Source organism: Bradyrhizobium sp. WSM4874, from assembly GCF_055811835.1.
Genome location: NZ_JBVVPR010000008.1, coordinates 151,793 through 178,214 on the forward strand (window position 1 = coordinate 151,793; position 26,422 = coordinate 178,214).

Sequence of the window (26,422 nt, forward strand, 5' to 3'; positions counted from 1 at the left end):
TCCCATGAGGTCCGACATGCTCAAGCTCTACTACGCCACCGGCACCTGCGCGCTCGCCACCTATATCACCCTGGAAGAAGCCGGCGCCGACTACGCGGCGGAGCGGCTGAGCTTCAAGACCAACCAGCAAAACAGCGCGGAGTACCTCGCGATCAACCCGAAAGGCCGCGTGCCCGCGCTGGTGACTGATCGCGGCGTCCTGACCGAGACCCCGGCGATGCTGGCCTATCTCGCCCAGACCTTCCCCAAGGCGAAGCTGGCGCCGCTCGACGATCCCTTCGACTTCGCCCAGGTGCAGTCGTTCAACTCCTATCTCTGCTCGACCGTGCACATCAACCATGCCCACAAGATGCGTGGCGCACGCTGGGCGAGCGAAGAGAGCTCGTTCGCCGACATGAAGGCGATGATCCCGAAGACCATGGGCGCCTGCTTCTCCTTGATCGAGCAGAAGATGTACAAGGGACCCTGGGTGATGGGCGAGCAGTACACGATCTGCGATCCTTATCTCTACACCCTGTCGACCTGGCTCGAAGGCGACAGCGTCGATATCAACGCGACGCCGAAGATCGCCGATCATTTCAAGCGCATGTCCGATCGCCCTGCCGTGCGCAAGGTGATGGACGCGCAGAAGGCGTAGGAGCGCGGCAACATATTCCCCTGTCGTCCCGGGCAAGCGTCAGCGCAGACCCGGGACCCATAACCACAGGGAGAAGTTGTGACGCAAGCTGACAATCGCAAGTCTTCGCCAAACCACGTCCTGTGGTTATGGGTCCCGGATCGGCGCTCCGCTTCGCTGCGCTTGTCCGGGACGACACCATTTGCTTTGAAGTTGCGTCCTATCCAGCGAGCCCTTTCTTCTCCAATTCCCGTCCCGTCTCCAACATCAGCCGCCTGAGCCAGATCGAGCCAGGGTCCATCTGTGCGCGGGTCGGGTAGAACATGAACTGCTCGTCGATCCCGGGGTCGAGCGGCGGCGTCACCGTGACGAGGCCGAGCTGCTTGGACAGCGCCGCGATCAGCCGGCGCGGCACGAAGGCGACGAGGTCGGTGCGGGCGACGACGTGCAGCGCTTCGAGATAACCCGGGACGACGAGAGCGATGTGCCGGTCGATGCCCTTGGTGCGCAGCCAAGTGTCGATGAGGTCCTCCGGCTGGCCGCGGATGATCACGCCGACATGGCGTGCGGCCAGGAACGTCTCGCGCCGCTTCAGCTTCGTGGTCGTGGGGTGGCCGCGCCGCACCGCCAGTGCGTCGCTGTGGTGTAGAGCAGCTGGCGGTGAAAGCCCTTGAAAGCGTTGCCGATCGAAATCACCAGATCGATGGTGCGGGCGAACTCGGCGTGGAAGATCGCCGGTCCCCGCCACGGCACCACGTCGATGCGGACGTTGGGCGCAAGGCGTGTCACCTTTTCCATCAAGGGCGGCATCAACAGCTCGACTGCGAGATCCGGCATCATCAGGCGGAATTGCCGCTCGCTGCGCGCCGCATCAAATTCATCCGATAGGAACAGCCCGCGCACCTGATCGAGAGCCTGAGCCAGCGGTGCGCGTAGCGCTTGCGCCCGCGGCGTCAGCTCCATCCGCGCGCCTGTGCGCACCAAGAGCGGATCCCCGAAGATGTCGCGCAGACGCTGGAGTGCATGACTTGCCGCCGGCTGCGACAGACCGATCCGCAAGGCGGCACGGCTGACGCTGGCCTCGCGCAGCAGCGCGTCGAGCGCGGTCAGGAGATTGAGGTCGAGCGAATTCAAATTCATGAGGTGAATAGATATCATATCCACTATCGATTTGAAGAATTTAGCACCGGCGGCGATAATTTGCGTGTTCTCACAAAGGAGATGCCGCCATGAGCGCGAGCGCAAACAAGAAACTGATGCAGGATATCTTTGCAGCCGCCGCTAGCCCCGATCCGGCTGCGCGCGACCGCGCCTTGTTCACCGAAAGTCTTGCCGACGACGCCAAGTGGATCGTGACCGGCCAGTACTCCTGGTCGCGCACCTTTTCGGGCAAACAGGCGATCCTCAACGACCTGCACGCCTATGTGCGGACCCGCCTTGTCGACCGGACGCGGACGGAGGCCCACCGCTTTATCGCGGACGGCGATATCGTCGTCGTTGAAGCGAAGGGCGACAACGTCACGCCCGAAGGCGTGCGCTACGACAACGACTATTGTCTCGTGTTTCGGCTCGAGGACGGCAAGATCAAGGAGATCCGGGAATATTGCGACTCGGTGCTGACCGAGAAGGCCCTCGGTCCGTTTCCACAAACGGCCGTGAGGGTCGCGAGCTGAGCGCGCGGTCGGAGATCGGATACGAGCTGCGGAAGCCCCTACGGCGGACATAGCGGACGAGCGGGCCCGGGCCGCCCGTGCCCGGTTTTCCAGAGGGGTTCGGAACCTTTGGAATCCTCCTGCGTTCGTTCGGTTCCGGGGCAATCGCGCCCCGGCATTGCGCGCGTTTGGGAATTGCATGCTGGCTGGGGTTTCGGACGTTACTACACAGGTGGGCCGCAGCTTTCCAGGACTCCGCGAACGACTGAGAGATGCGACGGCGGCTGCGCACCGCGAACTCGATGCGCAGCTTTCGTCATTCGATCTCAGCGTGTTTTCCGGCTACCGCCGTTTCCTGCAAGCCAGCGCCGGGGCCTTGCTGCCGCTCGAAGCCGCGCTGATGGACGCGGATGTCGGTAAAATGTTTCCGGACTGGCCGGAACGGGCGCGCAGCGCTGCGATTGCGGACGATCTTGGCCGGCTCGGTGGTGCCGCACAATCCACAGTGACCGTGCTGCCGCTGACACGCAGCGGCGTGCTGGGCACCATGTACGTGCTGGAGGGCTCCCGGCTCGGGGCCAAGTTCCTGCTGAAGACGGTCGCGGACGCCGGCGATCCGCGCATCAGCGAAGCCACCGCTTATCTCAGCCATGGTGTAGGCAAGCGGCTCTGGCAGAGTTTCCTGGTGAAGCTCGCAAGCGAAGAGGCTTGCGATGAGGACGAGGCGATCGATGCGGCGCGCATCGCCTTCGCCGCGTTCGAGCAGGCGGCGGACCGGGCATGAACGAGGCTGTCAATCTCACCAATTGCGATCGCGAGCCGATCCACATTCCCGGCAGCGTGCAATCGTTCGGCTTCCTGCTCACGCTACTGTCGGATTTCACGATCTGTATGGCCTCGGACAATGTCGGGAGCTTTCTCGGGGCCGACGTCTCCGACCTGCTCCAGCAGCCGCTCTCGCGCGTCATCTCGGAAGCCGCTGTCGAGACCATTCGCAGCCGCGTCGATCATCTCAGCGGGCCGGACGCGACCGAGCGCCTGTTCGGCGTCGAGCTTAAGGCTGGCAAGCCGCCCTACGATCTCTCGATCCACTTCTCCGGCGCCTATCTCGTCGTCGAGGCGGAGCCCAGCGTCAACGAGCCCGGCGTCAATTCCGGCGAGCTCGTCCGTCTGATGCTGGAGCGTATCCGCAAGACGCGCGGCATGACCGAGCTCGCTCGCGAGGCCGCGCGGCAGCTCAAGGTGCTGACCGGCTTCGACCGCGTCATGGTCTACCAGTTTCACCCGGACGGATCGGGCGAGGTGATCGCGGAGGCCGCGGAAGCGGGACTCGAACGGTTTCTCGGCCTGCACTATCCGGCGTCGGACATCCCGAGGCAGGCCCGCATTCTCTATCAGCGCAACTGGCTGCGCATCATCGCGGACATCGATGCGCAACCCGCCGCGCTGGTGTCGACGGCCACGCACAATGCGGGGCTGCTCGACCTGTCGATGAGCGTGCTGCGCTCGGTGTCGCCGATCCACATCGAGTACTTGCGCAACATGGGCGTTGGCGCCTCGATGTCGGTGTCGATCCTGCGCGACGGCAAGCTGTGGGGCCTGTTCGCCTGCCACCATTATTCGCCGCGCTACATCTCTTTCGAGAAGCGTACGGCATCCGAGCTGTTCGGGCAGATGTTCTCCTGGATCGTGGAGGGACGCGAGCGCGAGGGCGACGTCGCCTATGAGGCGCGCGCCCACCATGTGCAGGAGCGGCTGATCGAGACCGCGGCCTCGCACGAGCACAGCCGGCGCGCGATCGTCGATTTCCTCGGCGACTACCGCAACATGATCGAGTGTGACGGCGTGGCGGTGTGGTCCGACAACAGGATCGTGCTCCAGGGCGAGACGCCGACCGAAGACGAGGTGAAGGAACTCGTCAGCTTCATCAATCGGACGTCGCCGGGACGGATCTTCGCGAGCGCCGAGATCGCCAAGGTCTATGCTGCGGGCCAGTCCTTCCGCGACCGCGCGGCGGGCTTTCTCGCCATCCCGATCTCGCGCGCCCCGCGCGATTGCCTGATCTTCTTCCGGCGCGAGGTCACGCGCTCGGTCCATTGGGCCGGCGATCCCAACAAGGTCTACGACCAGGGTCCGAACGGGCCGCGCCTGACGCCACGCAGGAGTTTCGAGCTGTGGCAGGAGACGGTGGCGGGCCAGTCGAAGCCGTGGTCGGCGGCCGACATCCGCATTGCCGAGAGCCTGCGGGTGACGCTGCTCGAGGTGATCCTGCAACTGTCCGATCTTGCCGCACGCGAGCGGCGCGGCGCGCAGGAGCGGTAGGAGTTGATGATCGCCGAGCTCAACCACCGCGTTCGCAACATCCTGAGCCTCGTCCGGGCGCTGGTGGCGCAGAGCAAGGATACCGCGACCACCGTCGAGGAGTTCGCCGGCGTCCTCGGCGGCCGCATCCAGGCCCTGGCGCGCGCGCATGACCAGATCACCAATCTGAACTGGGCGCCGGTCGCATTGCGCTCGCTGCTCGAGTCTGAGGCAGGCGCCTATCTCGGCGCGCGCGCAGACCGGGTCAAGATGGGCGGCCCCGACGTGGCGCTCGATCCCAAAGCGTTCGCGACGCTGGCCCTCGTCGTGCACGAGATGATGACCAACTCCGCCAAATACGGCGCGCTCGCCGATTCCACCGGCAGCGTAGAGGTGGCGTGGCGGCTCGATCCGTCGTCGAGCCTCGTGATCGACTGGAAGGAGACCGGCGGTCCGCCGGTGCAGCCGCCGTCGCGCCGCGGCTTCGGGACCACCATCATCGAGCGCTCCGTGCCGTTCGACCTCAAGGGCGAAGCCGAAATCCGGTTCGACCTGCTGGGGGTGCAAGCAACGTTCGTCATTCCCCCCAACTTCGTCGAACTCGTCCCATCCATCGCGGGAGCCGCCATGCGAATAGAAGAACAGCAATCCTCGCGTCCCAGGATTTCCGACACGGCGCTGATCGTCGAGGACAACCTCATCATCGCCATGGCCGCCGAGGTCATCCTGCTCGATCTCGGCGCCCGCCATGTCGATACCGCCGCAAGCGTCGATCAGGCGCTGCGGGCGATCGAGCGCACGCGCCCGGGCTTTGCCTTGCTCGATCTCAACCTCGGCAACGAGAGCAGCATAAGGGTGGCGCAGAAGCTGACGGAAATCGGCGTGCCCTTCATGTTCGCGACCGGCTATGGCGAGCGGGCGCCGATCCCAACGGAGCTGGCCGCCGCGCCTGTGATTCAGAAGCCCTACACGCTGGAAGTGGTCGAAAACGCGCTCGGCAAATTGCAGCAGGCCGGCAGCTGACAGATCGTCATCCGGATAAGCTGCAGCGGCCTGCACGGCGCTGCGGGCTTCGCGCCAAGCCCTTGCTCACCTGCCGATAAAATCAGCAGATGTTGGGCCGTCTGACCCATGCGCGCGCGAAAAATTTGAAGGTTCAATTAACGAGTGTCCCCCATTGTGTCGCGGTGCAGCGTGGGTCGCGAAAGACGCGACGCGCGGCTGCCAGGGTGGCCGGTGACAATCGCCGGATTAGGCCGGCCGCTCGAATTGACATGCATCTGGGTGGACAGTGGGAATGCCGAAGTTTCGTTTGCGGATCAGGGGACGCCTGTACGCAGGTTTCATGGCCTTGGTGGCGGTTGGTCTCGTGATGGCGGTGGTCGCCATCTGGAATTTGCGCTCCGTCCAGGATCAGGTCGCAAAACTCTCCACGTTGTCGGACAGCACGGCGCGCGTCCTGGAGATATCGACCCATCTTCAGGCCATCCAGCGGGCCAATCTGCGCTACATTTACGACGCCAACGAGCCTGCGATGCGGGAGGCTGCCGAGCGAGAGACCGCGGCGACCGGGCTGTTGCAACTCGGAGCAAAGGGCACCCTCTCGGAGGAGCGGCGGAAGCTCTACAACGATCTGATCGCCGACATCGCCAAAATGAAAACCCTGCGTGACAGTCTCGGCGACGCCGTCAACGAGGCGCGGACCGGCAAGGCGACGCTGTTGCCGAGTGGCGAAGAGCTGACCGTCAAGATGGCCAAGCTGGTCGATGTGGCCCGCGCGGCCGCCGATGACGACACGGTGTCGCTCGTCGCGGACGTCGAATCCCGGGTCCTGCTGGTTCGAATCGCGAACTGGCGCTTCCTCGCTCTGCGCGACACCAACGGGCCCACCGTCTTCAGAACCAATGTCGACAGGGCGGTGCAGCGGCTGGCAGCCGTCGAAAGGAGCCCGCAGGCGGCGGACCTTCGCTCGTCTCTGACGCCTGTGAAGACCGCCCTCGGCATCTACAAATCCGCGTTCGAAACGACCTCCGCCGCGATGCTGCGGTCCGACGAGATCTACCACAAGGATCTCGCACCGCTCATCTCCGCTAGCATCGCCAAACTCAAGGTCACGGAAACCGCCTTGAAGACGGACTACAAGGATTCGCGCACCGCGGCCGATGCTGTGATCGACGGCACGACGTCGCTACAGGGGATCGCGGGCGGCCTCGCCGTCCTGTTCGGACTGATCGTCGCCTTCCTGACCGCCCGCAGCATCGTGGGGCCGCTGACCTCGATGACGCGCGCTATGGGACTGCTTGCCGGGGGCAATCTCGCCGTCGAGATCCCCTCGCGCGGCAAGGCCGACGAGATCGGCGACATGGCAAAGGCGATCGACGTTTTCAAGAACAACATGATCGAAACCGAACGGCTGCGCCATGAGCAGACCGCAACCGAGGCCCGGCAGGCCGAGAGCCGCAAGGCCGACATGGCCCGGCTCGCCAGCCAGTTCGAGCAGGCGGTGGGCGAGATCGTCGATACCGTATCCTCGGCATCGCACGAGCTCGAGGGCTCGGCCGGCACCCTGACCGCGACCGCGAGGCGCGCTCAGGATCTCTCCACCGAAGTGCAATCCGCCTCCCAGGAAGCCTCGGCCAATGTGCAGGCGGTCGCCTCCGCGACCGAGGAGCTGTCCTCCTCGGTGACGGAGATCGCGCGCCAGGTGCAGGAATCGGCGCGGATCGCGGGCGAAGCCGTCGGACAGGTGAGCAAGACCAACGCGCGCGTCAGCGAGCTCTCCAAGGCCGCGGCCCGCATCGGCGACGTGGTCGAACTGATCAGCACCATCGCCGGCCAGACCAACCTCCTGGCGCTGAACGCCACCATCGAGGCGGCGCGCGCGGGTGAAGCCGGCCGGGGCTTTGCCGTGGTGGCCTCGGAGGTCAAGGCGCTCGCCGAGCAGACCGCGAGGGCCACCGGTGAGATCGCCCAGCAGGTCTCGGGCATCCAGGCCGCGACGGAGGAGTCGGTCGGCTCGATCCGGGAGATCAGCGGCACCATCGAGCGGCTGTCGGAGATCTCGTCGACGGTCGCCGCCGCCGTGGAGGAGCAGGGTGCGGCGACGCAGGAGATCTCCCGCAATGTCCAGCAGGCCGCCCAGGGCACGCAACTCGTGTCGTCCAACATCGGCGACGTGCAGCGCGGCGCGTCCGAGACCGGCTCGGCCTCTTCGCAGGTGCTCTCGGCGGCACGCTCGCTGTCGGCCGACAGCAACCGCTTGAAGCAGGAAGTCGCCAACTTCCTGAACTCGGTCCACGCCGCCTGAGCCTCAAAGCAAAAGGCCACGCGCATGCGCGTGGCCTCGCATTGCGACGTGCCGCGATCAGGCCACTTTCGTCGTCATGTGCTTGAACATGTTGCTGCGGGCTTCGTCGTCCATCTCAGCCTTGAAGGTGAACTTGTCCTTCAGTGCGATCGCGCGCGTCGCCGCAGGCCGCGCCGTGACCTCGTCCACCAGCCGCTTGACGTTCGGATATCGCGCGAAGGCATCGTCGCCGAGCTTGAACGGCACCATCCGCGCCCAACCCCACAGCGCCATGTCCACGATCGAATAACTGTCGCCGACCATGTAGCTGCGGCCTTTGAGGTGACCGTCGAGAATTTTGTAGTGGCGATCGGTCTCGAACTGGTAACGGTTATGCGCGTAGTCGTGGTTCTGGTCTTTCGGCGCAAAATGCTTGAAGTGCACGGCCTGACCCGAATAGGGCCCGACGCCGGTGGCGATGAACATCAGCCATGACAGCATCTCGCCGCGAACATTGGCGGCGGGCAGGAATTTGCCGGTCTTCTCGGCCAGATAGAGCAGGATGGCGTTGGAATCGAACACGATAGTGCCGTTGTCGTCGATCGACGGCACCTTGCCGTTCGGATTGATCTTTAGATAGTCCGGCGTGAACTGCTCGCCCTTGCGGGTGTCGATCTTCACCGGCTCGAAGGGCAGACCGGCCTCTTCGAGATAGAGCGCGACCTTGGTCGGGTTCGGCGAGCCGTTGAAATAGAATTTAAGCATCGGGCATCTCCCCTGTGTTTGTTGGCCGAGAGTGGAGGCAGCAACATGTCCGCAAGCGGCCTTGTCTTGCCTGAACCTTATCGGGGAGGGCAACCGGCGAGTTTGCCGGGCGGTATCTGCGTGTCACGCAGATCAGCCGGCGTAACAAAGGCCGATCGCCGCCGTAATGACCATTGCCGCGCCCACGACCTCCAGGCGCAGCCCGAGCCGGGTAGCGATATGCATGTCGGAGGCCCGCGCCGCGCGCTCGGATCCGCGCGCGTAGCCGTGCACGATGACGTCGTGATTGAAGCTGTCATGGGCCTCGTTGCTGCTGGCGAGCCCGACACAGACCACGAGCGCGCCGAACAAGGCGAGGCCGAAAAATCCCAGCAGCGCGATCAGGAACATCGGAAACATGCCGACCAGGAAGATCGGCAGCAGCGGCACCAGCAGCAATGTCTCGGACTGTCGTCGCATGCTCGACCGGTCAAGACGGGGCGTAGGCGGTTAATGTAGTCCCGGCGGCCGCCGGGTTCAACCAGTCTCGTCATTCCGGGCTCGCGCCAGGAGGCGCATACGGAATGACGAAGGGTAGCCTACCCCGCCGCCATACCGGCACGGATCTCGGCGCGGAGCTCGTCGATCAGCTTGAGACCCTTCTTGGTCTCGATATGCCAGAAGGTCCAGCCGTTGCAGGCTTGCGCCCCTTGCGCCACTGCGCCCATGCGGTGGATGGAGCCGACCTTGTCGCCGAACATGATGGCGCCGTCGGCGCGGACCAGCGCGCCGAGCTTCTTCTTGGCATCGAACAGCTTGGTGCCGGGCATGATCATGCCACGCTCGATCAATTCCGAGAACGCAACCCGCGGCGCTTCGCGCGCCGTCATGAACGGGGCGAGGCTTGCCTCCGGCAGCGGCTCGACCGCGGCGATGCGCGCTTGTGCCGCTTTCGCATAGGTCTTGTCGCGCTCGAAGCCGATATAGGAGCGGCCGAGGCGCTTTGCGACCGCGCCGGTGGTGCCGGTGCCGTTGAAGGGATCGATCACGAGATCGCCGGGTTTGGAGGACGACAGCAGCACGCGCGCGAGCAGGCCTTCCGGCTTCTGCGTCGGGTGCACTTTCTTGCCATCGGCGCCCTTGAGGCGCTCCTCGCCGGTGCAGAGCGGGATCAGCCAGTCGGACCGTGCCTGCACGTCCTCGTTGGCGGCCTTCAGCGCCTCGTAGTTGAACGTGTAGCCCTTGGCCTTCTCGTCGCGCGCGGCCCAGATCATGGTTTCGTGCGCGTTGGTGAAGCGGCGGCCGCGGAAATTCGGCATCGGGTTCGTCTTGCGCCAGACAATGTCGTTCAGGAGCCAGAAGCCGAGGTCCTGCATGATCGCGCCGACGCGGAAGATGTTGTGATAGGAGCCGATGACCCAGATCGTCGCCGATGGCTTCATCGCGCGGCGGGCGGCAAGCAGCCAGGCGCGAGTGAAATCGTCATAGGCGGAGAACGAATCGAACTTGTCCCAATCGTCGTCGACCGCATCGACATGGGATTCGTCGGGGCGCTTGAGATCGCCCTTGAGCTGAAGATTGTAGGGTGGATCGGCGAACACCAGGTCGACCGAACCAGCCTGAAGCTTCGACATCTCGGCGACGCAATCGCCGAGGACGATGCTGTGCGAAGGAGACTCAAAATTTGTGCGGGGCGCCCTTGCAGACGCCCCGCGACGCGACTCTACCATGACTCAAGAACTCTGACTCAGGCGACGCTGTCGGCGACGCGGGACCAAACAACCGACTGACCGTTACATTGAAGCGGCAAAGTAAAAATCGACTTAACCCGCCGCTTTCGTGAGCAGCCTTCACCTCGCGCCTCGCACGCGGTTCGCTCCGCGCATTCGCCGTGTTTTGCAGTGTATTTCGTGTTTGTTCGCGTTGCGGGAGTGGCCAGAGCGCAAAAAAGACTCCAAATTTCTCTCGGAAAAAATTGCACGACGCCCGGAAAAAATTGCTGGCATTGCCATGCTGTCGCACTAGGCAATAATTGCCGAGCGGGATATTGATTAATGCAATGGAAATTTTACGTGTATGGCGCGTTGAGCTTTCGCGCTCTTGCGCCGGATTGAGCCAGGACCGAGGGAAGCCGCCATGCGCTACGATGATTTCCGCCGCAGCGACGACATCGAGGATCGTCGCGACGATGGTGGCGGCGGCGGTGGAGGAGGCGGGTTCGGTCTCCCCATGGGCGGCGGCGGGCTCGGGATCGGCACCATCATCGTGCTCGGCCTGGTCGGCTACGCCTTCGGCATCGATCCGCGCATCCTGATCGGCGGCGCCGAGATCCTCACCGGCGGCGGCCAGGCGCCGTCCTACCAGACCGATCGCCAATCGTCGTCCAACGCCAAGCGCGGCGCGCCGACCGACGAGATGGGCAGCATGATCTCCGGCATCCTCGGCGAGATCGACGATCGCTGGAGCGAGATCTTCCAGGCCTCGGGCCAGACCTTTACCGGTCCGAAGGTCGTGCTGTTCCGCAACGTCACCAATGGCGGGCGCTGCGGCCGGGCGGAGTCGGCGATGGGACCGTTCTATTGTCCGCCCGACAGGACCATCTTCCTCGACACCGGTTTCTTCCGCGAGGTCGAGACGCGTTTTCGCGGCTGCTCCGGCAAATCCGCCTGTAACTTCACCACCGCCTACATCATCGCCCATGAGGCCGGCCATCACATCCAGAACCTGCTCGGCATCATTCCGCGCGTGACGCGGCTGCAGCAGCAGGCCGGCAGCAAGGCGGAGGCCAATGCGCTGCAGGTGAAGGTCGAATTGCAGGCCGACTGCCTGTCCGGCGTCTGGGTCAACCGCGAGGCGAAGAAGCGGCCGAACTTCCTCGAGCCGGGCGACATCGACGCTGCGCTGACCACTGCGAGCGCGATCGGCGACGATACGCTGCAGCGCCAGGCCACGGGCCGCGTCGTGCCCGATTCCTTTACCCACGGCTCGGCGGCGCAACGCAAGCAGTGGTTCATGACCGGATATCAGCAGGGCACCGTCCAGGCCTGCAACACGTTTGGCGGCGGACAGTAGGGGTTATCCGTGATCCTGAGGTGCTCGCCAATTGGCGAGCCTCGAAGGATGCGAGCCCGTGGCCCATCCTTCGAGGCGCGCAAGAGCGCGCACCTCAGGATGACGTCAGCAGGCCAGAAGAGAAGGTGCGTTGCAATGACCTCCATCGACGAAACAAAACAATTCGTCCCGCTCAATATCGCGGTGCTCACCGTGTCCGACACGCGCGCGCTCGCGGATGATAAATCCGGCCAGACGCTCGCCGACCGCCTCCTTGCGGCTGGCCATCATCTCGCCGCGCGCGAGATCGTCACCGACGACGTCGAGGCGATCCGCGCCATCATCCGCCGCTGGATTGCGGATGCGGGCGTCGATGTCGTCATCACCACCGGCGGCACCGGCTTCACCGGGCGCGACGTCACGCCGGAGGCGGTCGAGCCCTTGTTCGAGAAGCGCATGGACGGTTTCTCGATCGCATTCCACATGCTGAGCCACGCCAAGATCGGCACATCGACGATCCAGAGCCGCGCCACTGCCGGCGTGACCGGCGCGACCTACATCTTCTGCCTGCCAGGTTCGCCCGGTGCCTGCCGCGACGGCTGGGACGGCATCCTCAAAGCCCAGCTCGACTACCGCACGCGTCCCTGCAATTTCGTCGAGATCATGCCGCGGCTGGACGAGCACCTGCGCCGGCCGAAGGCCCAGGGCGCGACGGTGTGAGCGCTTGCGTCCCTTCCCCCCTTGTGGGGGAAGGTGGCGCGAAGTCCCGCAAGGGGCGAGGGCACATTTATGCGCATCTCGCCCGCTGTTGCAGCATCAGAGATCCCGCTCCCACGTTTCCCCAATCAGATGCTGCCCGAAGCTGTGATGCGGCTCGGTAGCGACGAGCTTGAATCCTGCACTTTGATAGATGCCACGCGCGGCGACCAGGATGCTTTGCGTCCACAGCGTCATCCTGCTGTAGCCCCTCTCGCGTGCGCCCTGGATGCATTGCTCGACCAGCGCGCGGCCGACACCGAGCCCCCGCGCTTTCTTCTCCACCTGCAACAGGCGCAGCTTGGCAATCTCGTCCGTGGCCTTGACCAGAAAGATCGAACCGACCGGCTCGCCATCCACTTCCGCAATCCAGCAGTGCTCGCGCGCGGCGTCATAATCCTTGATGAACTGTGCGCAGATATCGGCGACCAGGGCCTCGTAGCTGATATCCCAGTTGTAGTCGGCCGCATAGGCGGCGGCCTGCCGGGAGATAACCCAGCCCATGTCGCCGACGCGATGGCTGCGCAGCATGAAAGCCGCGGGTTGGCTTCGACGCTCCAGCACAGCCTTGATGGTCGCCATGGCCTGCGTGAGCCGCGTCGCATCGCTGGCCGAAAGCTGAGCCAGCATTACGGCGACCTCATTTTGCGAGCCCAGGTTCAGCTTGGCAAAGGTCTGGCGCCCCTTGGCGGTGAGGCTGAGCTGGTATTGCCTGCGATCCGCGGGCAGGGGCCTGCGGGTGATCAGGCCCTTTTCGTCGAAGCTTTGCACGATCCGGCTGAGATAGCCGGGGTCGAGGCCAAGCTCGTTGCCGATCTCCTTTGCGGCAAGGTCGTCCCGTTGCGCGAGCTCGTAGAGCACGCGGGCCTCGCTGAGCGAGAACGGGCTTTTTCCAAGGTGCTGGTCGAGCACGCCAAGTTTGCGGGTGTAGAAGCGGTTGAAGGCGCGGACCGCTGCGATGTGGTCGTCGGTAGGATTGAACGACATGGGTCACCTCGATATTTGCCATTGTCAAATAATTATTTGACTTTGGCAAGTATTGAGGTGCCTCAGCCGACCATGACGATCCGGCTGCGCAGCATGATCCGCGACGAGCGGCCGAGCCGCCGGAGCAGCCGCGCCTCGGAGCGGCGGGCCTGGGGCGGGTAGCCGCCGATGCGGTCGTAGTGATCACGCGCGATCAAAAGTCCCTGATCGCCGAAGGGACCGACGAGCTTGCGCATCAGGGCCCGGAGGATATCGCGGAAGCCGGCATCGGCGTAGGGCGAGCGCGCATAGCGGAAGACGGCCGCACGATCCCGGCCGCTGGTCGAGACGGACTGGATGAACTGGGTGGTTTCCTCGATCCAGCCGGTTTCCAGCACGGCGCCCGCAGGGAGGAACATCAGCCAGGACGAGCGGGCCTGGAGTGCGCCAGCGGCGAGCGCGGCGCCTTGCGTGGATCCTTCGAAGCCGATGAAACGGCAACCCGCGACGTCGGCAACGCGCTCGATGACGCCATTGCGGGTGCCGTCGACCAGGAGCACTTCCCGGATGATGCCCGCGGCGGCACCGGGTACCAACGCGGCCAGAGTTGCGACCGCCGTCTGCTCGACGCCTTCGGTCGGAATAATTACGCTTAGCATGATTGAGGCTTCAGTCTCCGCACTTCGGGAGAAACGTAGCTGTTATACGTAGCTGTTATGATGTTGTCATAAACACGCGGCGCTGCCGAGTGCAACTTTTCGGACGGGCCGCGGTCTACGATGGTAAACCGCTGTAGCGATCGCATCCAAATATGTCCCGTGCGGGGTGGCAATATTGCCGAATGTTTCGGCGCCAGCTGTCCTGGACCGTATTAATCCAGAGGAGCCGCGATATTGCGCGATGGGCGGGCCGTTCGCAATCCTGCAAAGGGAGGATGCGCCAGCGGACGAGCGCGAGAACGTGAACGTGCAATCACGCTGCTGACAAGGGCTTCGAAATGAACGCCGATCAACTTGCTGTTAACTCGCCGGCAACATCGCCCAGGCCGGACGGCGCGGCGGCCTTGCGGATCCGCGCCGTGATGCTGGGCGAACGCATCAATCCCTCCGGCCTCGAGATGGGGGCGACCGTCTCCTCGACGCCGGCCGCCTTCCGCGTTCATGCCGGCCTTGCGGTCATTTTCCGCTACGGCGTCGTGGTGCTGATCGGTCTCCTCCCATCGGAGGAGAAGGTGCTGATCGACAGCCTGAAGACCCGCGTGATCGGCGAGCTCAGCCCCTACGAGGAGGAGATCGCGCATGCGCAACTCTGCAAGGACGAAAGCGCCGAGGCGATCCAGCCGGGAGGCCCGATCTGCCTCGCCAAATTCTCCGACGACCGGCTGCTGCTGATCGCGGACGCGCTTGCCAAGAGCACCTCGCTCGCGCGTGACGAGCGCCGCGTCGCCGCGGTCTTCGACGTGATCGAGCCGTTTGCGCGCATGCTCGCCGAGCAGGGCCGCACGCCGCCCCGGCGCAAGGGCATCCTGCAATTGATCGGCAATGCGCTTCTCGTCCAGCAGCGCGTGGCCGGCCGTGTTGCGGTGGCCGAGAAACCCGACGTGCTCTGGGAGAAACCCGAACTCGACCGGCTCTATGCTCGCCTTGAAGACGAGTACGAACTGAAGGAGCGCCTCGACACGCTCGAGCGCAAGCTCACCGCCGTGTCCGAGACCGCCAACGCGCTCACCGACATCATCGACACCCAGCGCTCGCTCCGCCTCGAGGTCGCGGTGGTGGTGCTGATCGTGATCGAGGTCGCGATCGGGTGTTTCCAGATTTGGTCGGGGACGCATTAGAACACGCGGGCCGCTGGATCAATTTACCCCGCGAGCGAGATGCTCGTGACTGCGCCCTCGCCCCTTGCGGGAGAGGGCAGCACCGCAAGGAGACACAAACTCACAGGCGTGAGGGGGTATTCCTCCGCATACTCACATGCATACGTGAGCGACGAAAGAACCCCTCATCCGGCGCTTCGCGCCACCTTCTCCCGCAAGGGGAGAAGGGAAGCAACGCCGATCCTACGCCGTTGATTACGAGCTGACGGCCCGCAGCACCGCCGCACAATGTCGTGCGATCATCAGTTCCTCATTCGTTGGAATGACGAAAACATCGACTGCGCTATCGCCATGGTTGATGCGCTCGCGCGCTGAATCATTCGCAGCGGGATCGATGCGCACACCGAGCCAGTCGAGACGCTCACCGATCGCGCTGCGGATTTCCCCGGCATGCTCGCCGATGCCGCCGGTGAAGACCAGGCAGTCCAGCCCGGCAAGCGTCGTCGCCATCGCCGCCACCTCCTGCGCGGCGCGGAAGGTGAAGAGCTCGACCGCCTCCCGTGCCGCAGCTTCGCTGCTCGCAAGCAGCGTGCGCATGTCCGAAGCGATGCGGGAGACGCCGAGCAGGCCCGATTCGTGATAGAGCAGGTGCTGGACGTCTTCGACCGACATCTTCTCGTGCTGTTGCAGATAGAGCAGCACGCCAGGGTCGATCCTGCCGCAGCGCGTGCCCATCACCAGCCCATCGAGCGGCGTCAGTCCCATCGTCGTGTCGATGCTGCGGCCGTCGCGCAAGCCGCACAGGCTCGCGCCGTTGCCGAGATGCGCGATCACGGTGCGCTTCGCAACGAGCTGCGGCGCGATTCGGGCGAGCCGTCCCGCGACATATTCGAACGAGAGACCATGAAACCCGTAGCGCCGGACGCCGCGCTCTTCATAACGTCGCGGAATGGCGAAGCGGCTCGCGGGCGGCGCAATGCCGTAGTGGAAAGCGGTGTCGAAGCAGGCGATCTGCGTCAGGTCGGGCCTTATCGCCTTGATAGTGCGGACCGGCGCCAGACACCGCGGCTGGTGCAGCGGCGCCAGCGGCGTCAGCTCTTCAAGTTTTGCGGTGACATCGTCCGTCAGCTCGACTGGGGCGGAATAGTCCGGACCGCCATGGACGACGCGATGGCCGACGGCGCCCAAGCGATGGTCGCCGAAACGATCCTCGATGAAGCCGAGCACGTCGGCGAACAGATGATCGCTGTCCGCATCCGATGCTTCCCGCCGTTTCTCGAACAGGTCTTCGCCCGCGGGGCTCTTCACGACGAGCCGCGGCTTCGTCTCGTGCTCGTCGAGCAGGCCCTTGCAGAGCAGGGTGGGCTCGGCCGCCGAGATATCGAACAGGCCGAATTTGATGCTCGACGATCCCGAGTTGAGAACGAGAACCGTGTTCAACATGGCTGCCGTCAATCGCCTGCCTCCGCCGGCGTGTTGCCGCCGGCGCTGTTCTGCCAGACCCATTCCTGGATTTCCGGCATGTCCTCGCCGTATTCGCGCACATAGCGCGAATGCTCGATCAGCTTGTCGCGGAATTGCTGCTTCACCTGCGCCGCCTTGGTCGCGAGCCCCGCCACGCGCTCGATCGCCTCGATCGCGAGGTGATAGCGGTCGAGCTCGTTGAGCACGACCATGTCGAACGGCGTCGTCGTGGTGCCTTCCTCGGCAAAGCCGCGCACGTGCATGCCGGCGTGGTTGGTGCGGTTATAGGTCAGCCGGTGGATCAGATAGGGATAGCCGTGATAGGCGAAGATCACCGGCTTGTCGCGGGTGAACAGGCCGTCGAAGTCGCGGTCGGACAAGCCGTGCGGGTGCTGCTCCCTGGGTTGCAGCGTCATGAGGTCCACGACGTTGACAACGCGGATCTTCAGCTCGGGCAGCGCCTTGCGCAGCAGGTCGACGGCGGCGAGCGTCTCCAGTGTCGGCACGTCGCCGGCGCAGGCCATCACGACATCGGGCTCGCCATTCGCATCTTCGGTGCCGGCCCAGCTCCAGATGCCGATGCCGGCATCGCAATGCGTGGCTGCCTCCTGCATCGACAGCCATTGCGGCGCCGGCTGCTTGCCGGCGACGATGACGTTGATGCGGTCATAGGTGCGCAGGCAATGATCGGCGATCCACAGCAGCGTGTTGGCGTCCGGCGGGAAGTAGATGCGAACGATGTCGGCCTTCTTGTTGGCGACGAGATCGACGAAACCGGGATCCTGATGGCTGAAGCCGTTGTGGTCCTGACGCCAGACATGCGAGGTGAGCAGGTAGTTGAGCGAGGCGATCGGGCGCCGCCACGGCAGATGCCGCGTCACCTTCAGCCATTTGGCGTGCTGGTTGAACATGGAATCCACGATGTGGATGAACGCCTCGTAGCAGGAGAAGAAGCCGTGCCGTCCGGTGAGCAGATAGCCCTCTAACCAGCCCTGACAGAGATGCTCGCTCAGGACTTCCATCACGCGTCCGTCCTGGGCGAGATGCACGTCGTAAGGTTTTGTCGGCTCCATCCAGACGCGTTCGGTGGCCTCGAACACCGCATCGAGCCGGTTTGACGCGGTTTCGTCCGGGCCCATGATGCGGAAATTGCGGGCCTCGGCGTTGAGGCGGATGACGTCGCGCAGGAATTTTCCGAGCTCGCGGGTTGCCTCCGCCGCGACGCCGCCCGGCTGAGCGACCTCGACGGCGAAGCTGCGGAAGTCCGGCAGCTTCAGCTCCTTCTTCAGAAGGCCGCCATTGGCGTGTGGATTGGCGCCCATGCGGCGATGGCCTTCGGGCGCGAGCGCCTGGAGCTCGGCAATGAGCGCGCCGTTCGCGTCGAACAGCTTTTCCGGCTCGTAGCTGCGCATCCACTCTTCGAGAATATTCAGATGCGCCGGGTTCTCGCGACAGTTCGCGACGGGCACCTGATGCGCACGCCAAAAACCTTCGACCTTCTTGCCGTCGACTTCCTTGGGGCCGGTCCAGCCCTTCGGGCTGCGCAGCACGATCATCGGCCAACGCGGGCGTTCGACGCTCTTGCGGCCGTCGCGGGCGTGCTGCTGGATCGACCGGATACTGGCGAGCGCGACGTCGAGCGCGTCCGCCATGATCTGGTGCATCAATTTGGGATCGTCGCCCTGGACGAACAGCGGCTCGTGCCCGAGCCCGCGGAAGAGATCGCGGATCTCGTCGTCGCGCATCCGCCCAAGCACGGTCGGATTGGCAATCTTGTACCCATTGAGATGCAGGATCGGCAGCACCGCGCCGTCATGCGCAGGATTGAGGAATTTGTTGGAATGCCAGGACGCCGCGAGCGGGCCGGTCTCGGCCTCGCCGTCGCCGACGACACAGGCGACGATCAGGTCGGGATTGTCGAATGCCGCGCCATAGGCGTGCACCAGCGCGTAACCGAGCTCGCCGCCTTCGTGGATCGAGCCCGGCGTTTCCGGCGCCGCGTGACTGGGGATGCCGCCGGGGAAGGAGAACTGCCTGAACAGCTTGCGCAGTCCGTCGGTATCGCGCGCGATATCGGGATAGATCTCGCTGTAGCTGCCTTCGAGATAAGTGTTGGCGACCATGCCGGGGCCGCCGTGGCCGGGACCGCAGACATAGATCATGCTCAGATCCAGCGCACGGATGACGCGGTTGAGATGGGCATAAATGAAGTTCAAACCGGGCGTCGTGCCCCAATGGCCGAGCAAACGCGGCTTGATGTGCTCGGGCCGTAACGGCTCGCGCAGCAGCGGGTTGTCGAGCAGGTAGATTTGCCCGACGGAGAGATAGTTCGCGGCGCGCCAATAGCGATCGAGGAGATCGAGGTCGCCGCTCGCGGCGGCCGATTGTTGTTGATTTGTCATATTCCTGCCGACCTTCACCCGGGATCGTCACCAACCGAGTTCCGGCGAGATCGATCCTTCGGCAGCATCAAACGGGATCGCCGTGACACCACTGTTGCGTGAGGTCAAAAGCCGGCGCGCGAAGTTTGGGCAGCTCTACTGTGCATGGGGTTGTTTTCACGTTTTTTGTTTGTGTTCTTGATTTGTTCCTTCGACGTGCTATCTTCGCGTCATGAGTCCAGCATCCTCTCATGCTCTCAAGCACCCGCCGGTCACGGCGCCCTCCGAGCCGGCGGGTGCGCCTTCTGACTTCCCTGAGCTGGCGGTCGCCATCGACCGCCAGCGCAGGCGAGGCCGGGGCGCGCAGTCCAACGCCAGCGGCCGCTTCGAGGCCGAGGCGCGCGTCGCCTTCGACGATGGCTGGCAGAGCCTTGAAGAACTGCCGCCGTTCAAGACCACGGTCGCGGTCGACACTTCGCGCAAAGTGATCACCCGCAACGATTCTCCCGACATCGGCTTCGACCGCTCGATCAATCCCTACCGCGGCTGCGAGCACGGCTGCGTCTATTGCTTCGCGCGGCCGACGCATGCCTATCTCGGCCTGTCGCCGGGGCTCGACTTCGAATCGAAGCTGTTTGTAAAGCCCGAGGCGCCGGCGCTGCTCGAGAAGGAGCTTGCGGCGCCCGGCTACGAGCCGCGGATGATCGCGATCGGCACCAACACTGATCCCTATCAGCCGATCGAGCGCGAGCGCAAAATCATGCGCGGCATTCTGGAGGTGCTGGAGCGCGCCGGCCATCCCGTCGGGATCGTCACCAAGTCGGCGCTGGTGACCCGCGACATCGACATTCTCGCGCGCATGGCCAAGCGCAACCTCGCCAAGGTCGGGATCTCCGTGACCTCGCTCGATCCGAAATTGGCGCGCACAATGGAGCCACGGGCGTCAACGCCGCCGAAGCGGCTGGAGGCGCTGCAGCAGCTTTCCGAGGCCGGCATTCCGACCACCGTCATGGTCGCGCCCGTGATCCCCGCGCTGAACGATTCCGAGATCGAGCGCATCCTGGATGCCGCCGCCCATGCCGGCGTCAAGGAAGCCTCCTACGTGTTGCTGCGGTTGCCGCTCGAGGTGCGCGATCTCTTTCGCGAATGGCTGATGGCGAACTATCCGGACCGCTATCGCCACGTCTTCACACTGATCCGCGACATGCGCGGCGGCCGTGACTACGACGCGAAATGGGGCGAGCGCATGAAGGGCACCGGCCCGATGGCCTGGACCATCGGCCGCCGCTTCGAGATCGCCTGCGACAGGCTCGGGCTGAACAAGCGGCGCTCCAAGCTGACGACGGATCATTTTGCCAAGCCGAAGCGGAACGGCGATCAGCTCAGCCTGTTCTGAGGGACGAAGTGGGAGAGGCGTCGTATGAGTCAGGAACTGGCAGCTCCAATCCCGCGGCTCACCGTCATCACGCTGGGCGTGAACGACATCCGCGCCAGCATTGCCTTTTACGACGCGCTCGGTTTCTCGCGCCGGCTCAAGCTGACCGGCGAGGCCGTTGCGTTCTATGACACCGGCGGTCCGGTGCTCGCGTTGTTTCCCTGGGATCAGCTCGCGGTCGACGCCAAATTGCCGGATCATCCGAGGCCATCGACGTTCCGCGGCATGACGCTCGCATGGAACTGCCGCGCGCGTGAGGAGGTGGACGCGGTGCTGGCTTTCGCCATCGGCAAGGGAGCCGCGCTGCTGAAGGCCGCGCACGAGACCGATTACGGCGGCTATTCCGGCTATTTCGCCGATCCTGATGGCCATCCATGGGAAGTCGTGGTCGCGCCCGGCATCGAGGTCGGCGAGGACCGGCGGGTGCATCTGGCGGAATAGGGCGGCTGACCTGAATCTTGAATAGCGGGAATTGTCCGAGGTTCCCGGTTGCGCAGGCCATGCCGCTTGCGCACGATCCCGGCCATGATTCGGGATCAATCCGCCAAGAAGCCGGTCAAAGACGCGCCCAAGAAGGCTGCGCCTGAGAGCAAGAAGGCTGCGCCTAAGAACGACAAGGCTGCGCCCAAAAAAATCGCCAAGGCGCTGGCCGGCACAAAGAGCGCCATTATCGTCGCCCCAAGCTTCCGCCGCGAGCGCGCGCTGATCAAGCGTGGCGTCTGGCCGGTGGCAGGCTGCGATGAGGCCGGCCGCGGGCCGTTGGCCGGACCTGTGGTGGCGGCGGCGGTGATTCTCGATCCCGACCGCATCCCGCGCGGCATCGATGATTCCAAGCGCCTGACGGCCGAGGAGCGCGAAAGGCTGTTCGACAAGATCTGCGCCACCGCCCAGGTCTCGGTGGCAGTCGCCTCGCGCGCCCGCATCGACCGCGACAACATCCTGCGCGCCTCGCTGTGGGCACTGAAGCGCGCCGTGGTGGCGCTGCCCGAGCAGCCCCGGCATGTCTTCGTCGACGGCCGCGACCGGCTCGATACGGAATGCGATTGCGAGGCCGTGATCGGTGGCGACGGCATCGTCCTGTCGATCGCAGCGGCCTCGATCATCGCCAAGGTGACGCGGGACCGCCTGATGTGCGCACTGGCTCAGGACTGTCCCGGCTACGGTTTCGAGCAGCACAAGGGCTACGCCGTGCCCGAGCACCTCGATGCGCTCAACCGCCTCGGCCCCACCGTCCACCACCGCAGCTTCTTCGCCCCCGTCGCCGCCGCACGCGCCAAGCACATGCCCTGGACGGTCGAGCCGGCACAGGATCTGTTTGCGGTGACCGAGATCGAGCTGCAGGTGGATACGGGCTTGGAAGTCGACGCGTCGGCCAATCTCTAGCCGAGACTCGGTTGCCACGACGCGTCACGCCCTTTATCAAAACAGTCGTCAGCGAATAGGGCCGGCTTGACGGGTTGGCTGCATCTTTCGGACGTTGCATGCGGTTTACCTCCCTGGTCATCGAGCTCATTCGCGCGCGGCCGCGGCTGATCGTCTGGATCGTCGTGCTGCTCCAGGCCGCGATGTGGCTGTTCGTGGCGCTGGTGTTTTATCGCAGCCCGCCCGGCAGCCTCGCGACCCTGCTGGCCTTCGGCCGCGAATACCAGGTCGGCACTGATTTGGGCCCGCCCTTGCCGGTCTGGCTCGCCGACATCGCCTATCGCGCCGCCGGCGGCCACGTGTTCGGCGTCTATGTCCTGGCCGAGCTCTGCGGGATCGCGACCCTCATCACGCTCTATCATCTCTCCCGCGCGGTGGTCGGCCCCCAGCAGGCAGTGCTGGCCGTGCTGCTGACCATGACGCTGCTGGCCTTCTCCTCGCCCACACTCGACTTCAGCCCCCTGGTGCTGGCGCGGCCACTCTGGGCGCTGCTGCTGCTGCACTCCTGGCAGATCATCGGACAGCGCCGCGGCAACGCCTGGTTCGCCTGGTCGATCGAGGCGGGCCTCTTGCTGCTGACGACGCCGGCTGCGATCTTCCTGCTGCTACTGATCGTCGTCTTCGCGCTCGCAACCGCGGGCGGCCGCCGCACATTGCGCGCCTTCGACCCGCTGTTTGCGCTGGTGGTCGTCGCGGTGCTGGCACTGCCCTATGCCGTCTGGCTGATGCGCGCCGAGGCGCTCGTCCTGCCGACCTTGCCTGCGGTCAGCGAGCTCAATGCCCGCGCACTGCACGCGGCCTGGCTGCTCGGGGGGCTCCTGCTCGGTGCGGCCGCGATCCCGGCGCTGACGGTGCTCAACACCGGCTTGTTCGTTCCCAAGAGCGAGGAGGCGCCGATCATCTTCCGCCCGCCGGTCGAGCCGCTCGCGCGCAATTTCGTCTATTTCTTCGCACTCGCGCCGGCGCTTGGCGCGGTGCTGATCTCCGGTCTGCTGGGCCTCGACGCCGTCGTCGGTGGCGCCGGCGTCGTGCTGGTCTTGTCGGGGCTTGCCGTGGTCGTGGGGGCCGGCGACCTCATCGCGATGCGCCGCGCGAGGATGCTGCGGATGGTCTGGGCGGCCGCCGTCATCGCGCCCGCAATCGGCGTCGTGCTCGCCGTCCTGCTCCTGCCGTGGACCGGTGCCAACGAGATCGCGACGTCGATGCCGGCGCGGGCGATTTCGGACTTCTTCGACGAGAGCTTTGCCCGCCGCACCAATCATCGTCTGCGCGCGGTCGCCGGCGAGACCCAGCTTGCGAGCTTGATCACGCTGCATTCCGGCCGGCCGCATCTCTTCATCGATGCCGAGCCCGCGCGTACGCCCTGGATCAATCAGGCCAAGTTCAGCGAGACCGGCGGCGTCGTGGTCTGGCGGGCCTCCGATACCGCCGGGACCCCGCCGCCGGACATCCTCGCGCGCTTTCCGGGCATCGTCCCGGAAGTCCCGCGCGCCTTCGAATGGCTGGTGACCGGACGCCAGCAACTCCTGCGCATCGGCTGGGCCATTGTGCGGCCGAAGGGGGCGTAGTCGCTCCCTCTTTCCGTCGTCATTGCGAGGAGCGCTTGCGACGAAACAATCCAGAGTCCCTCCGCGGAAAGATTCTGGATTGCTTCGCTGCGCTCGCAATGACGGGGAGAGGTCGTACGGCTCCTCACGCGCCCGCCAGCGCCTTCGCGATCGCGCGCAGATCCTGCCAGGCCAGCCGCTTGTAGGATGGCGAGCGCAACAGATAGGCCGGGTGGAAGGTCGGCAGCGCGCGGATGGTGCGCGCGCCCGTCTCGTAGTCGAACCAGCGGCCGCGGGTGCGCATGATGCCTTCGCGGGTCGACAGCAGCGTCTGCGTCGAGGGATTGCCGAGCGTCACCAGCACATCCGGATTCACCAGCTCGATCTGGCGCTGGATGAATGGCAGGCAGATTTGCGTTTCCTGCGGCGTCGGCGTGCGATTGCCGGGCGGCCGCCAGGGGATCACGTTGGCGATGTAGGCGGTGCTGCGGTTGAGGCCTATGGCTCCTATCATCAAATCGAGCAGCTTGCCGCTGCGTCCGACGAAGGGCAGCCCCTCGATGTCCTCGTCGCGGCCCGGTGCCTCGCCGACGAACATGATGCGCGCCTGCGGATTACCGTCGGCGAAAACCAACCGTGTCGCTGTGTGCTTCAGCGCGCAGCCGTCAAAGCTCTGCATCAACTCGCGCAGCGCCTCCAAGGTCGGCGCGGTGCGTGCGGCCTCGCGCGCTGAGGCGATCGCGATGTCGGGCGCGGGTGCCGCCTCGCCGCGGATGACCGCGGGAGCCGTAACCGGCCGTGGCGCCTCGAGCGGAGGTGCGGCGCGCGGGGCCGGAGGCGGGGCGTCGACTTCCGCCAGGCGGTCAATCGGTTCCTCCACGAGCGCGCAATCGACACCCGCCTCCAAATAGAAGGCGAGAAGCTCTCGGACGGTGGGCGCGGGTTCGGGGATCATTTGGAAAGTCAGACTTTTATATCAGTTTGGAGCGCCTTGCACCCCGGCGGAACGCGATTCCGAGGTTGTCCTACCCGGAAAAATCGGAAACAAGAGGGCGCAATCGACCAAGGACCGTCTCAAGGGCTGAGATCAGATGAGCACCGAAGAACTTCCCCCGCGCGAATCCATGGAATTCGACGTCGTCATCGTCGGCGCCGGCCCCTCGGGCCTGGCTGCGGCGATCCGGCTCAAGCAGATCAATGCCGATCTCAATGTCGTCGTGGTGGAAAAGGGCTCCGAGGTCGGTGCGCATATTCTCTCCGGCGCCGTGATCGACCCGGCCGGGCTCGACAAGCTGATCCCGGACTGGCGCGAGGATTCCGATTGTCCGCTCAAGACGCAGGTCAAGGACGATCGCTTCTACTGGATGACGGGCGGCGGCGCGATCAGGCTGCCGAACTTCATCATGCCGCCGCTGATGGACAACCATCACTGTTATATCGGGTCGCTCGGCAATGTCTGCCGCTGGCTCGCGCGCAAGGCAGAGGCCCTCGGCGTCGAGATCTATCCGGGCTTTGCCGCCGCCGAAGTGCTCTATGACGAGCAGGGCGCGGTGAAGGGCATCGCCACCGGCGACATGGGCATCGGCCGTGACGGCAAGCCGAAGGACTCCTTTACCCGTGGCATGGAATTGCTTGGAAAGTACACGCTGTTCGCGGAAGGCGCGCGCGGCAGCCTGACCAAGCAGCTCATCGCGAAGTTCGCGCTGGATACCAAGAGCGAGCCTGCGAAGTTCGGCATCGGGCTCAAGGAAGTCTGGCAGATCGATCCCGCCAAGCACCAGAAGGGCATGATCCAGCATTCGTTCGGCTGGCCGCTCGACCTGAAGACCGGCGGCGGCTCGTTCCTCTATCATTACGACGACAATCTCGTTGCCGTCGGCTTTGTGGTGCATCTCAACTACGACGATCCTTACCTGTCGCCGTTCGACGAGTTCCAGCGTTTCAAGACCCATCCCTCGATCCGCTCCACCTTCGAAGGTGCCAAGCGGCTCGCTTATGGCGCGCGCGCCATCACCGAAGGCGGCTACCAGTCGGTGCCGAAACTCAGCTTTCCCGGCGGCGCGCTGATCGGATGCGCGGCCGGCTTCGTCAACGTTCCCCGCATCAAGGGCGTGCACAACGCGATGGGCACGGGCATGCTCGCCGCCGAGCACGTCGCGTCCGCCATTGCTGCCGATCGCGCCAATGACGAGATCGTCGACTACGAGAACGCCTGGCGCTCCTCCTCGGTCGGCAAGGATTTGTTCCTGGTCCGCAACGTCAAGCCGCTGTGGTCGAAGTTCGGCACGGTGCTCGGCGTTGCGCTCGGCGGCTTCGACATGTGGTGCAACACGCTGTTCGGCGGCTCGCTGTTTGGCACCCAGTCGCACGCGAAGCCCGACCGCGCGACGCTCGATCCGGCCAAGACCCACGCGCCGCGGACCTACCCGAAGCCGGACGGCAAAATCTCCTTCGACAAGCTTTCGTCGGTGTTTCTGTCCAATACCAATCATGAGGAGGATCAACCGGTCCATCTCAAGGTCACGGACATGAACCTCCAGAAAACCTCCGAGCACGACGTGTTCGCCGGTCCCTCGAATCGTTATTGCCCGGCCGGCGTCTATGAGTGGATCGAGGAAGGTTCGAGCCCGCGCTTCCAGATCAACGCCCAGAACTGCGTCCACTGCAAAACCTGCGACGTAAAGGATCCCAACGGCAACATCACTTGGGTTCCCCCGGAGGGCGGCGGCGGTCCAAACTACGAGGCGATGTAGGCGGGGTCAGCAAGCCACGGCCATGTGGCCAAGGCCCAATGTGACCAAAGTTGCGTGATCTTGTCCCTGCGACGCACGTTCGCGTGAGAACCCGGCCGCGGTCGCGGTCCGTGGTCACGATAAGGCCATACTGGCGGCGTCTTGGGGCGCTCTTGACCGGTCACTTGGCCGATTTGGGGCGTGCGGAGGGGATCGCCCGGCCCGAATCCTTGCGGTGAAGCGCCAAAAGCGG

At 64.8% G+C, this 26,422-nt stretch carries 20 protein-coding genes and 2 pseudogenes; 13 read left to right on the forward strand and 9 right to left on the reverse strand.

Annotation, left to right across the window (positions count from 1 at the left end; translation table 11 throughout):
- Positions 1-16 precede the first annotated feature (16 nt).
- Complete coding sequence (locus AC0L3P_RS11125) at positions 17-637, forward strand: glutathione S-transferase family protein (RefSeq protein WP_275171562.1); 621 nt, start codon at positions 17-19, stop codon at positions 635-637.
- A 199-nt stretch (positions 638-836) separates the two neighbouring features.
- Here AC0L3P_RS11125 and AC0L3P_RS11130 read toward each other — a convergent pair.
- Positions 837-1,756: pseudogene (locus tag AC0L3P_RS11130) on the reverse strand (LysR family transcriptional regulator).
- 89 nt (positions 1,757-1,845) lie between these two features.
- Between AC0L3P_RS11130 and AC0L3P_RS11135 the strand changes: the two are divergent.
- From AC0L3P_RS11135 to AC0L3P_RS11150, 4 genes and pseudogenes are all read left to right on the forward strand, one after another.
- Entirely contained in the window at positions 1,846-2,289 is a 444-nt protein-coding gene (locus AC0L3P_RS11135) for a nuclear transport factor 2 family protein (RefSeq protein ID WP_275171565.1), read from the forward strand.
- Between the two features lie 178 nt (positions 2,290-2,467).
- Positions 2,468-3,052, forward strand: coding sequence for a biliverdin-producing heme oxygenase (locus AC0L3P_RS11140; RefSeq protein ID WP_275171567.1), 585 nt, complete (start codon positions 2,468-2,470; stop codon positions 3,050-3,052).
- Positions 3,049-5,592: pseudogene (locus tag AC0L3P_RS11145) on the forward strand (HWE histidine kinase domain-containing protein). Before AC0L3P_RS11140 ends, AC0L3P_RS11145 begins: the two are co-directional and overlap by 4 nt.
- A 274-nt stretch (positions 5,593-5,866) precedes the next feature.
- A complete protein-coding gene (locus AC0L3P_RS11150; RefSeq protein WP_275171570.1) occupies positions 5,867-7,876 on the forward strand; it encodes a HAMP domain-containing methyl-accepting chemotaxis protein in 2,010 nt (669 codons plus the stop codon).
- Between the two features lie 57 nt (positions 7,877-7,933).
- On the opposite strand, the gene AC0L3P_RS11155 is transcribed toward AC0L3P_RS11150, so the two are convergent.
- The 3 genes from AC0L3P_RS11155 to AC0L3P_RS11165 form a co-directional block, all read right to left on the reverse strand.
- Positions 7,934-8,620: a glutathione S-transferase family protein gene (locus tag AC0L3P_RS11155; RefSeq protein WP_275171571.1), complete on the reverse strand. Its 687-nt coding sequence runs from the start codon at positions 8,618-8,620 to the stop codon at positions 7,934-7,936.
- 132 nt (positions 8,621-8,752) lie between these two features.
- On the reverse strand, positions 8,753-9,079 hold the full coding sequence (locus AC0L3P_RS11160; protein ID WP_473301873.1) for a hypothetical protein: 327 nt from the start codon (positions 9,077-9,079) through the stop codon (positions 8,753-8,755).
- A gap of 119 nt (positions 9,080-9,198) precedes the next feature.
- The gene (locus AC0L3P_RS11165) at positions 9,199-10,329 is read right to left on the reverse strand and encodes a site-specific DNA-methyltransferase (protein WP_007607106.1); all 1,131 of its coding nucleotides are present in this window, start codon (positions 10,327-10,329) and stop codon (positions 9,199-9,201) included.
- 406 nt (positions 10,330-10,735) lie between these two features.
- Here AC0L3P_RS11165 and ypfJ point away from each other — a divergent pair, with 406 nt between their 5' ends.
- Both ypfJ and moaB read left to right on the forward strand, forming a co-directional pair.
- Positions 10,736-11,671: a KPN_02809 family neutral zinc metallopeptidase gene (gene ypfJ / locus AC0L3P_RS11170; RefSeq protein WP_275171573.1), complete on the forward strand. Its 936-nt coding sequence runs from the start codon at positions 10,736-10,738 to the stop codon at positions 11,669-11,671.
- 135 nt (positions 11,672-11,806) lie between these two features.
- Positions 11,807-12,370 carry a molybdenum cofactor biosynthesis protein B gene (gene moaB, locus AC0L3P_RS11175; RefSeq protein WP_275171574.1) on the forward strand — a complete coding sequence of 188 codons (564 nt, stop codon included), beginning with the start codon at positions 11,807-11,809 and terminating at the stop codon, positions 12,368-12,370.
- Positions 12,371-12,466: 96 nt separating this feature from the next.
- Here the strand turns inward: moaB and AC0L3P_RS11180 are convergent, their stop codons facing one another.
- Together AC0L3P_RS11180 and AC0L3P_RS11185 are read right to left on the reverse strand one after the other, a co-directional pair.
- A complete protein-coding gene (locus AC0L3P_RS11180) occupies positions 12,467-13,393 on the reverse strand; it encodes a bifunctional helix-turn-helix transcriptional regulator/GNAT family N-acetyltransferase (RefSeq protein WP_473301874.1) in 927 nt (308 codons plus the stop codon).
- 62 nt (positions 13,394-13,455) lie between these two features.
- A complete protein-coding gene (locus tag AC0L3P_RS11185) occupies positions 13,456-14,031 on the reverse strand; it encodes a glycosyltransferase family protein (protein ID WP_007607113.1) in 576 nt (191 codons plus the stop codon).
- Positions 14,032-14,369: 338 nt separating this feature from the next.
- On the opposite strand from AC0L3P_RS11185, the gene AC0L3P_RS11190 reads away from it, so the two are divergent.
- Complete coding sequence (locus AC0L3P_RS11190) at positions 14,370-15,209, forward strand: RMD1 family protein (protein WP_354057223.1); 840 nt, start codon at positions 14,370-14,372, stop codon at positions 15,207-15,209.
- Between the two features lie 234 nt (positions 15,210-15,443).
- Here AC0L3P_RS11190 and AC0L3P_RS11195 read toward each other — a convergent pair whose 3' ends face one another.
- Together AC0L3P_RS11195 and AC0L3P_RS11200 are read right to left on the reverse strand one after the other, a co-directional pair.
- The gene (locus AC0L3P_RS11195; RefSeq protein ID WP_354057221.1) at positions 15,444-16,631 is read right to left on the reverse strand and encodes an acetate/propionate family kinase; all 1,188 of its coding nucleotides are present in this window, start codon (positions 16,629-16,631) and stop codon (positions 15,444-15,446) included.
- 8 nt (positions 16,632-16,639) lie between these two features.
- Positions 16,640-19,054 (reverse strand): phosphoketolase family protein, encoded by a 2,415-nt coding sequence (locus AC0L3P_RS11200; protein WP_473301875.1) that lies wholly within the window; start codon positions 19,052-19,054, stop codon positions 16,640-16,642.
- Positions 19,055-19,265: 211 nt separating this feature from the next.
- On the opposite strand from AC0L3P_RS11200, the gene AC0L3P_RS11205 reads away from it, so the two are divergent.
- The 4 genes from AC0L3P_RS11205 (at position 19,266) to AC0L3P_RS11220 (ending at position 23,458) form a co-directional block, all read left to right on the forward strand.
- Complete coding sequence (locus AC0L3P_RS11205) at positions 19,266-20,429, forward strand: PA0069 family radical SAM protein (protein ID WP_473301876.1); 1,164 nt, start codon at positions 19,266-19,268, stop codon at positions 20,427-20,429.
- Between the two features lie 24 nt (positions 20,430-20,453).
- Complete coding sequence (locus AC0L3P_RS11210; RefSeq protein WP_473301877.1) at positions 20,454-20,909, forward strand: VOC family protein; 456 nt, start codon at positions 20,454-20,456, stop codon at positions 20,907-20,909.
- 84 nt (positions 20,910-20,993) lie between these two features.
- Positions 20,994-21,851, forward strand: a complete 858-nt coding sequence (locus AC0L3P_RS11215) for a ribonuclease HII (RefSeq protein ID WP_473301878.1) — start codon at positions 20,994-20,996, stop codon at positions 21,849-21,851.
- Between the two features lie 98 nt (positions 21,852-21,949).
- On the forward strand, positions 21,950-23,458 hold the full coding sequence (locus tag AC0L3P_RS11220; protein WP_354057211.1) for a glycosyltransferase family 39 protein: 1,509 nt from the start codon (positions 21,950-21,952) through the stop codon (positions 23,456-23,458).
- 124 nt (positions 23,459-23,582) lie between these two features.
- Here AC0L3P_RS11220 and AC0L3P_RS11225 read toward each other — a convergent pair whose 3' ends face one another.
- Positions 23,583-24,392, reverse strand: a complete 810-nt coding sequence (locus AC0L3P_RS11225) for a uracil-DNA glycosylase (RefSeq protein WP_473301879.1) — start codon at positions 24,390-24,392, stop codon at positions 23,583-23,585.
- Between the two features lie 136 nt (positions 24,393-24,528).
- Between AC0L3P_RS11225 and AC0L3P_RS11230 the strand changes: the two genes are divergently transcribed.
- Complete coding sequence (locus AC0L3P_RS11230; RefSeq protein WP_473301880.1) at positions 24,529-26,190, forward strand: electron transfer flavoprotein-ubiquinone oxidoreductase; 1,662 nt, start codon at positions 24,529-24,531, stop codon at positions 26,188-26,190.
- The last annotated feature ends 232 nt before the right edge of the window (positions 26,191-26,422 follow it).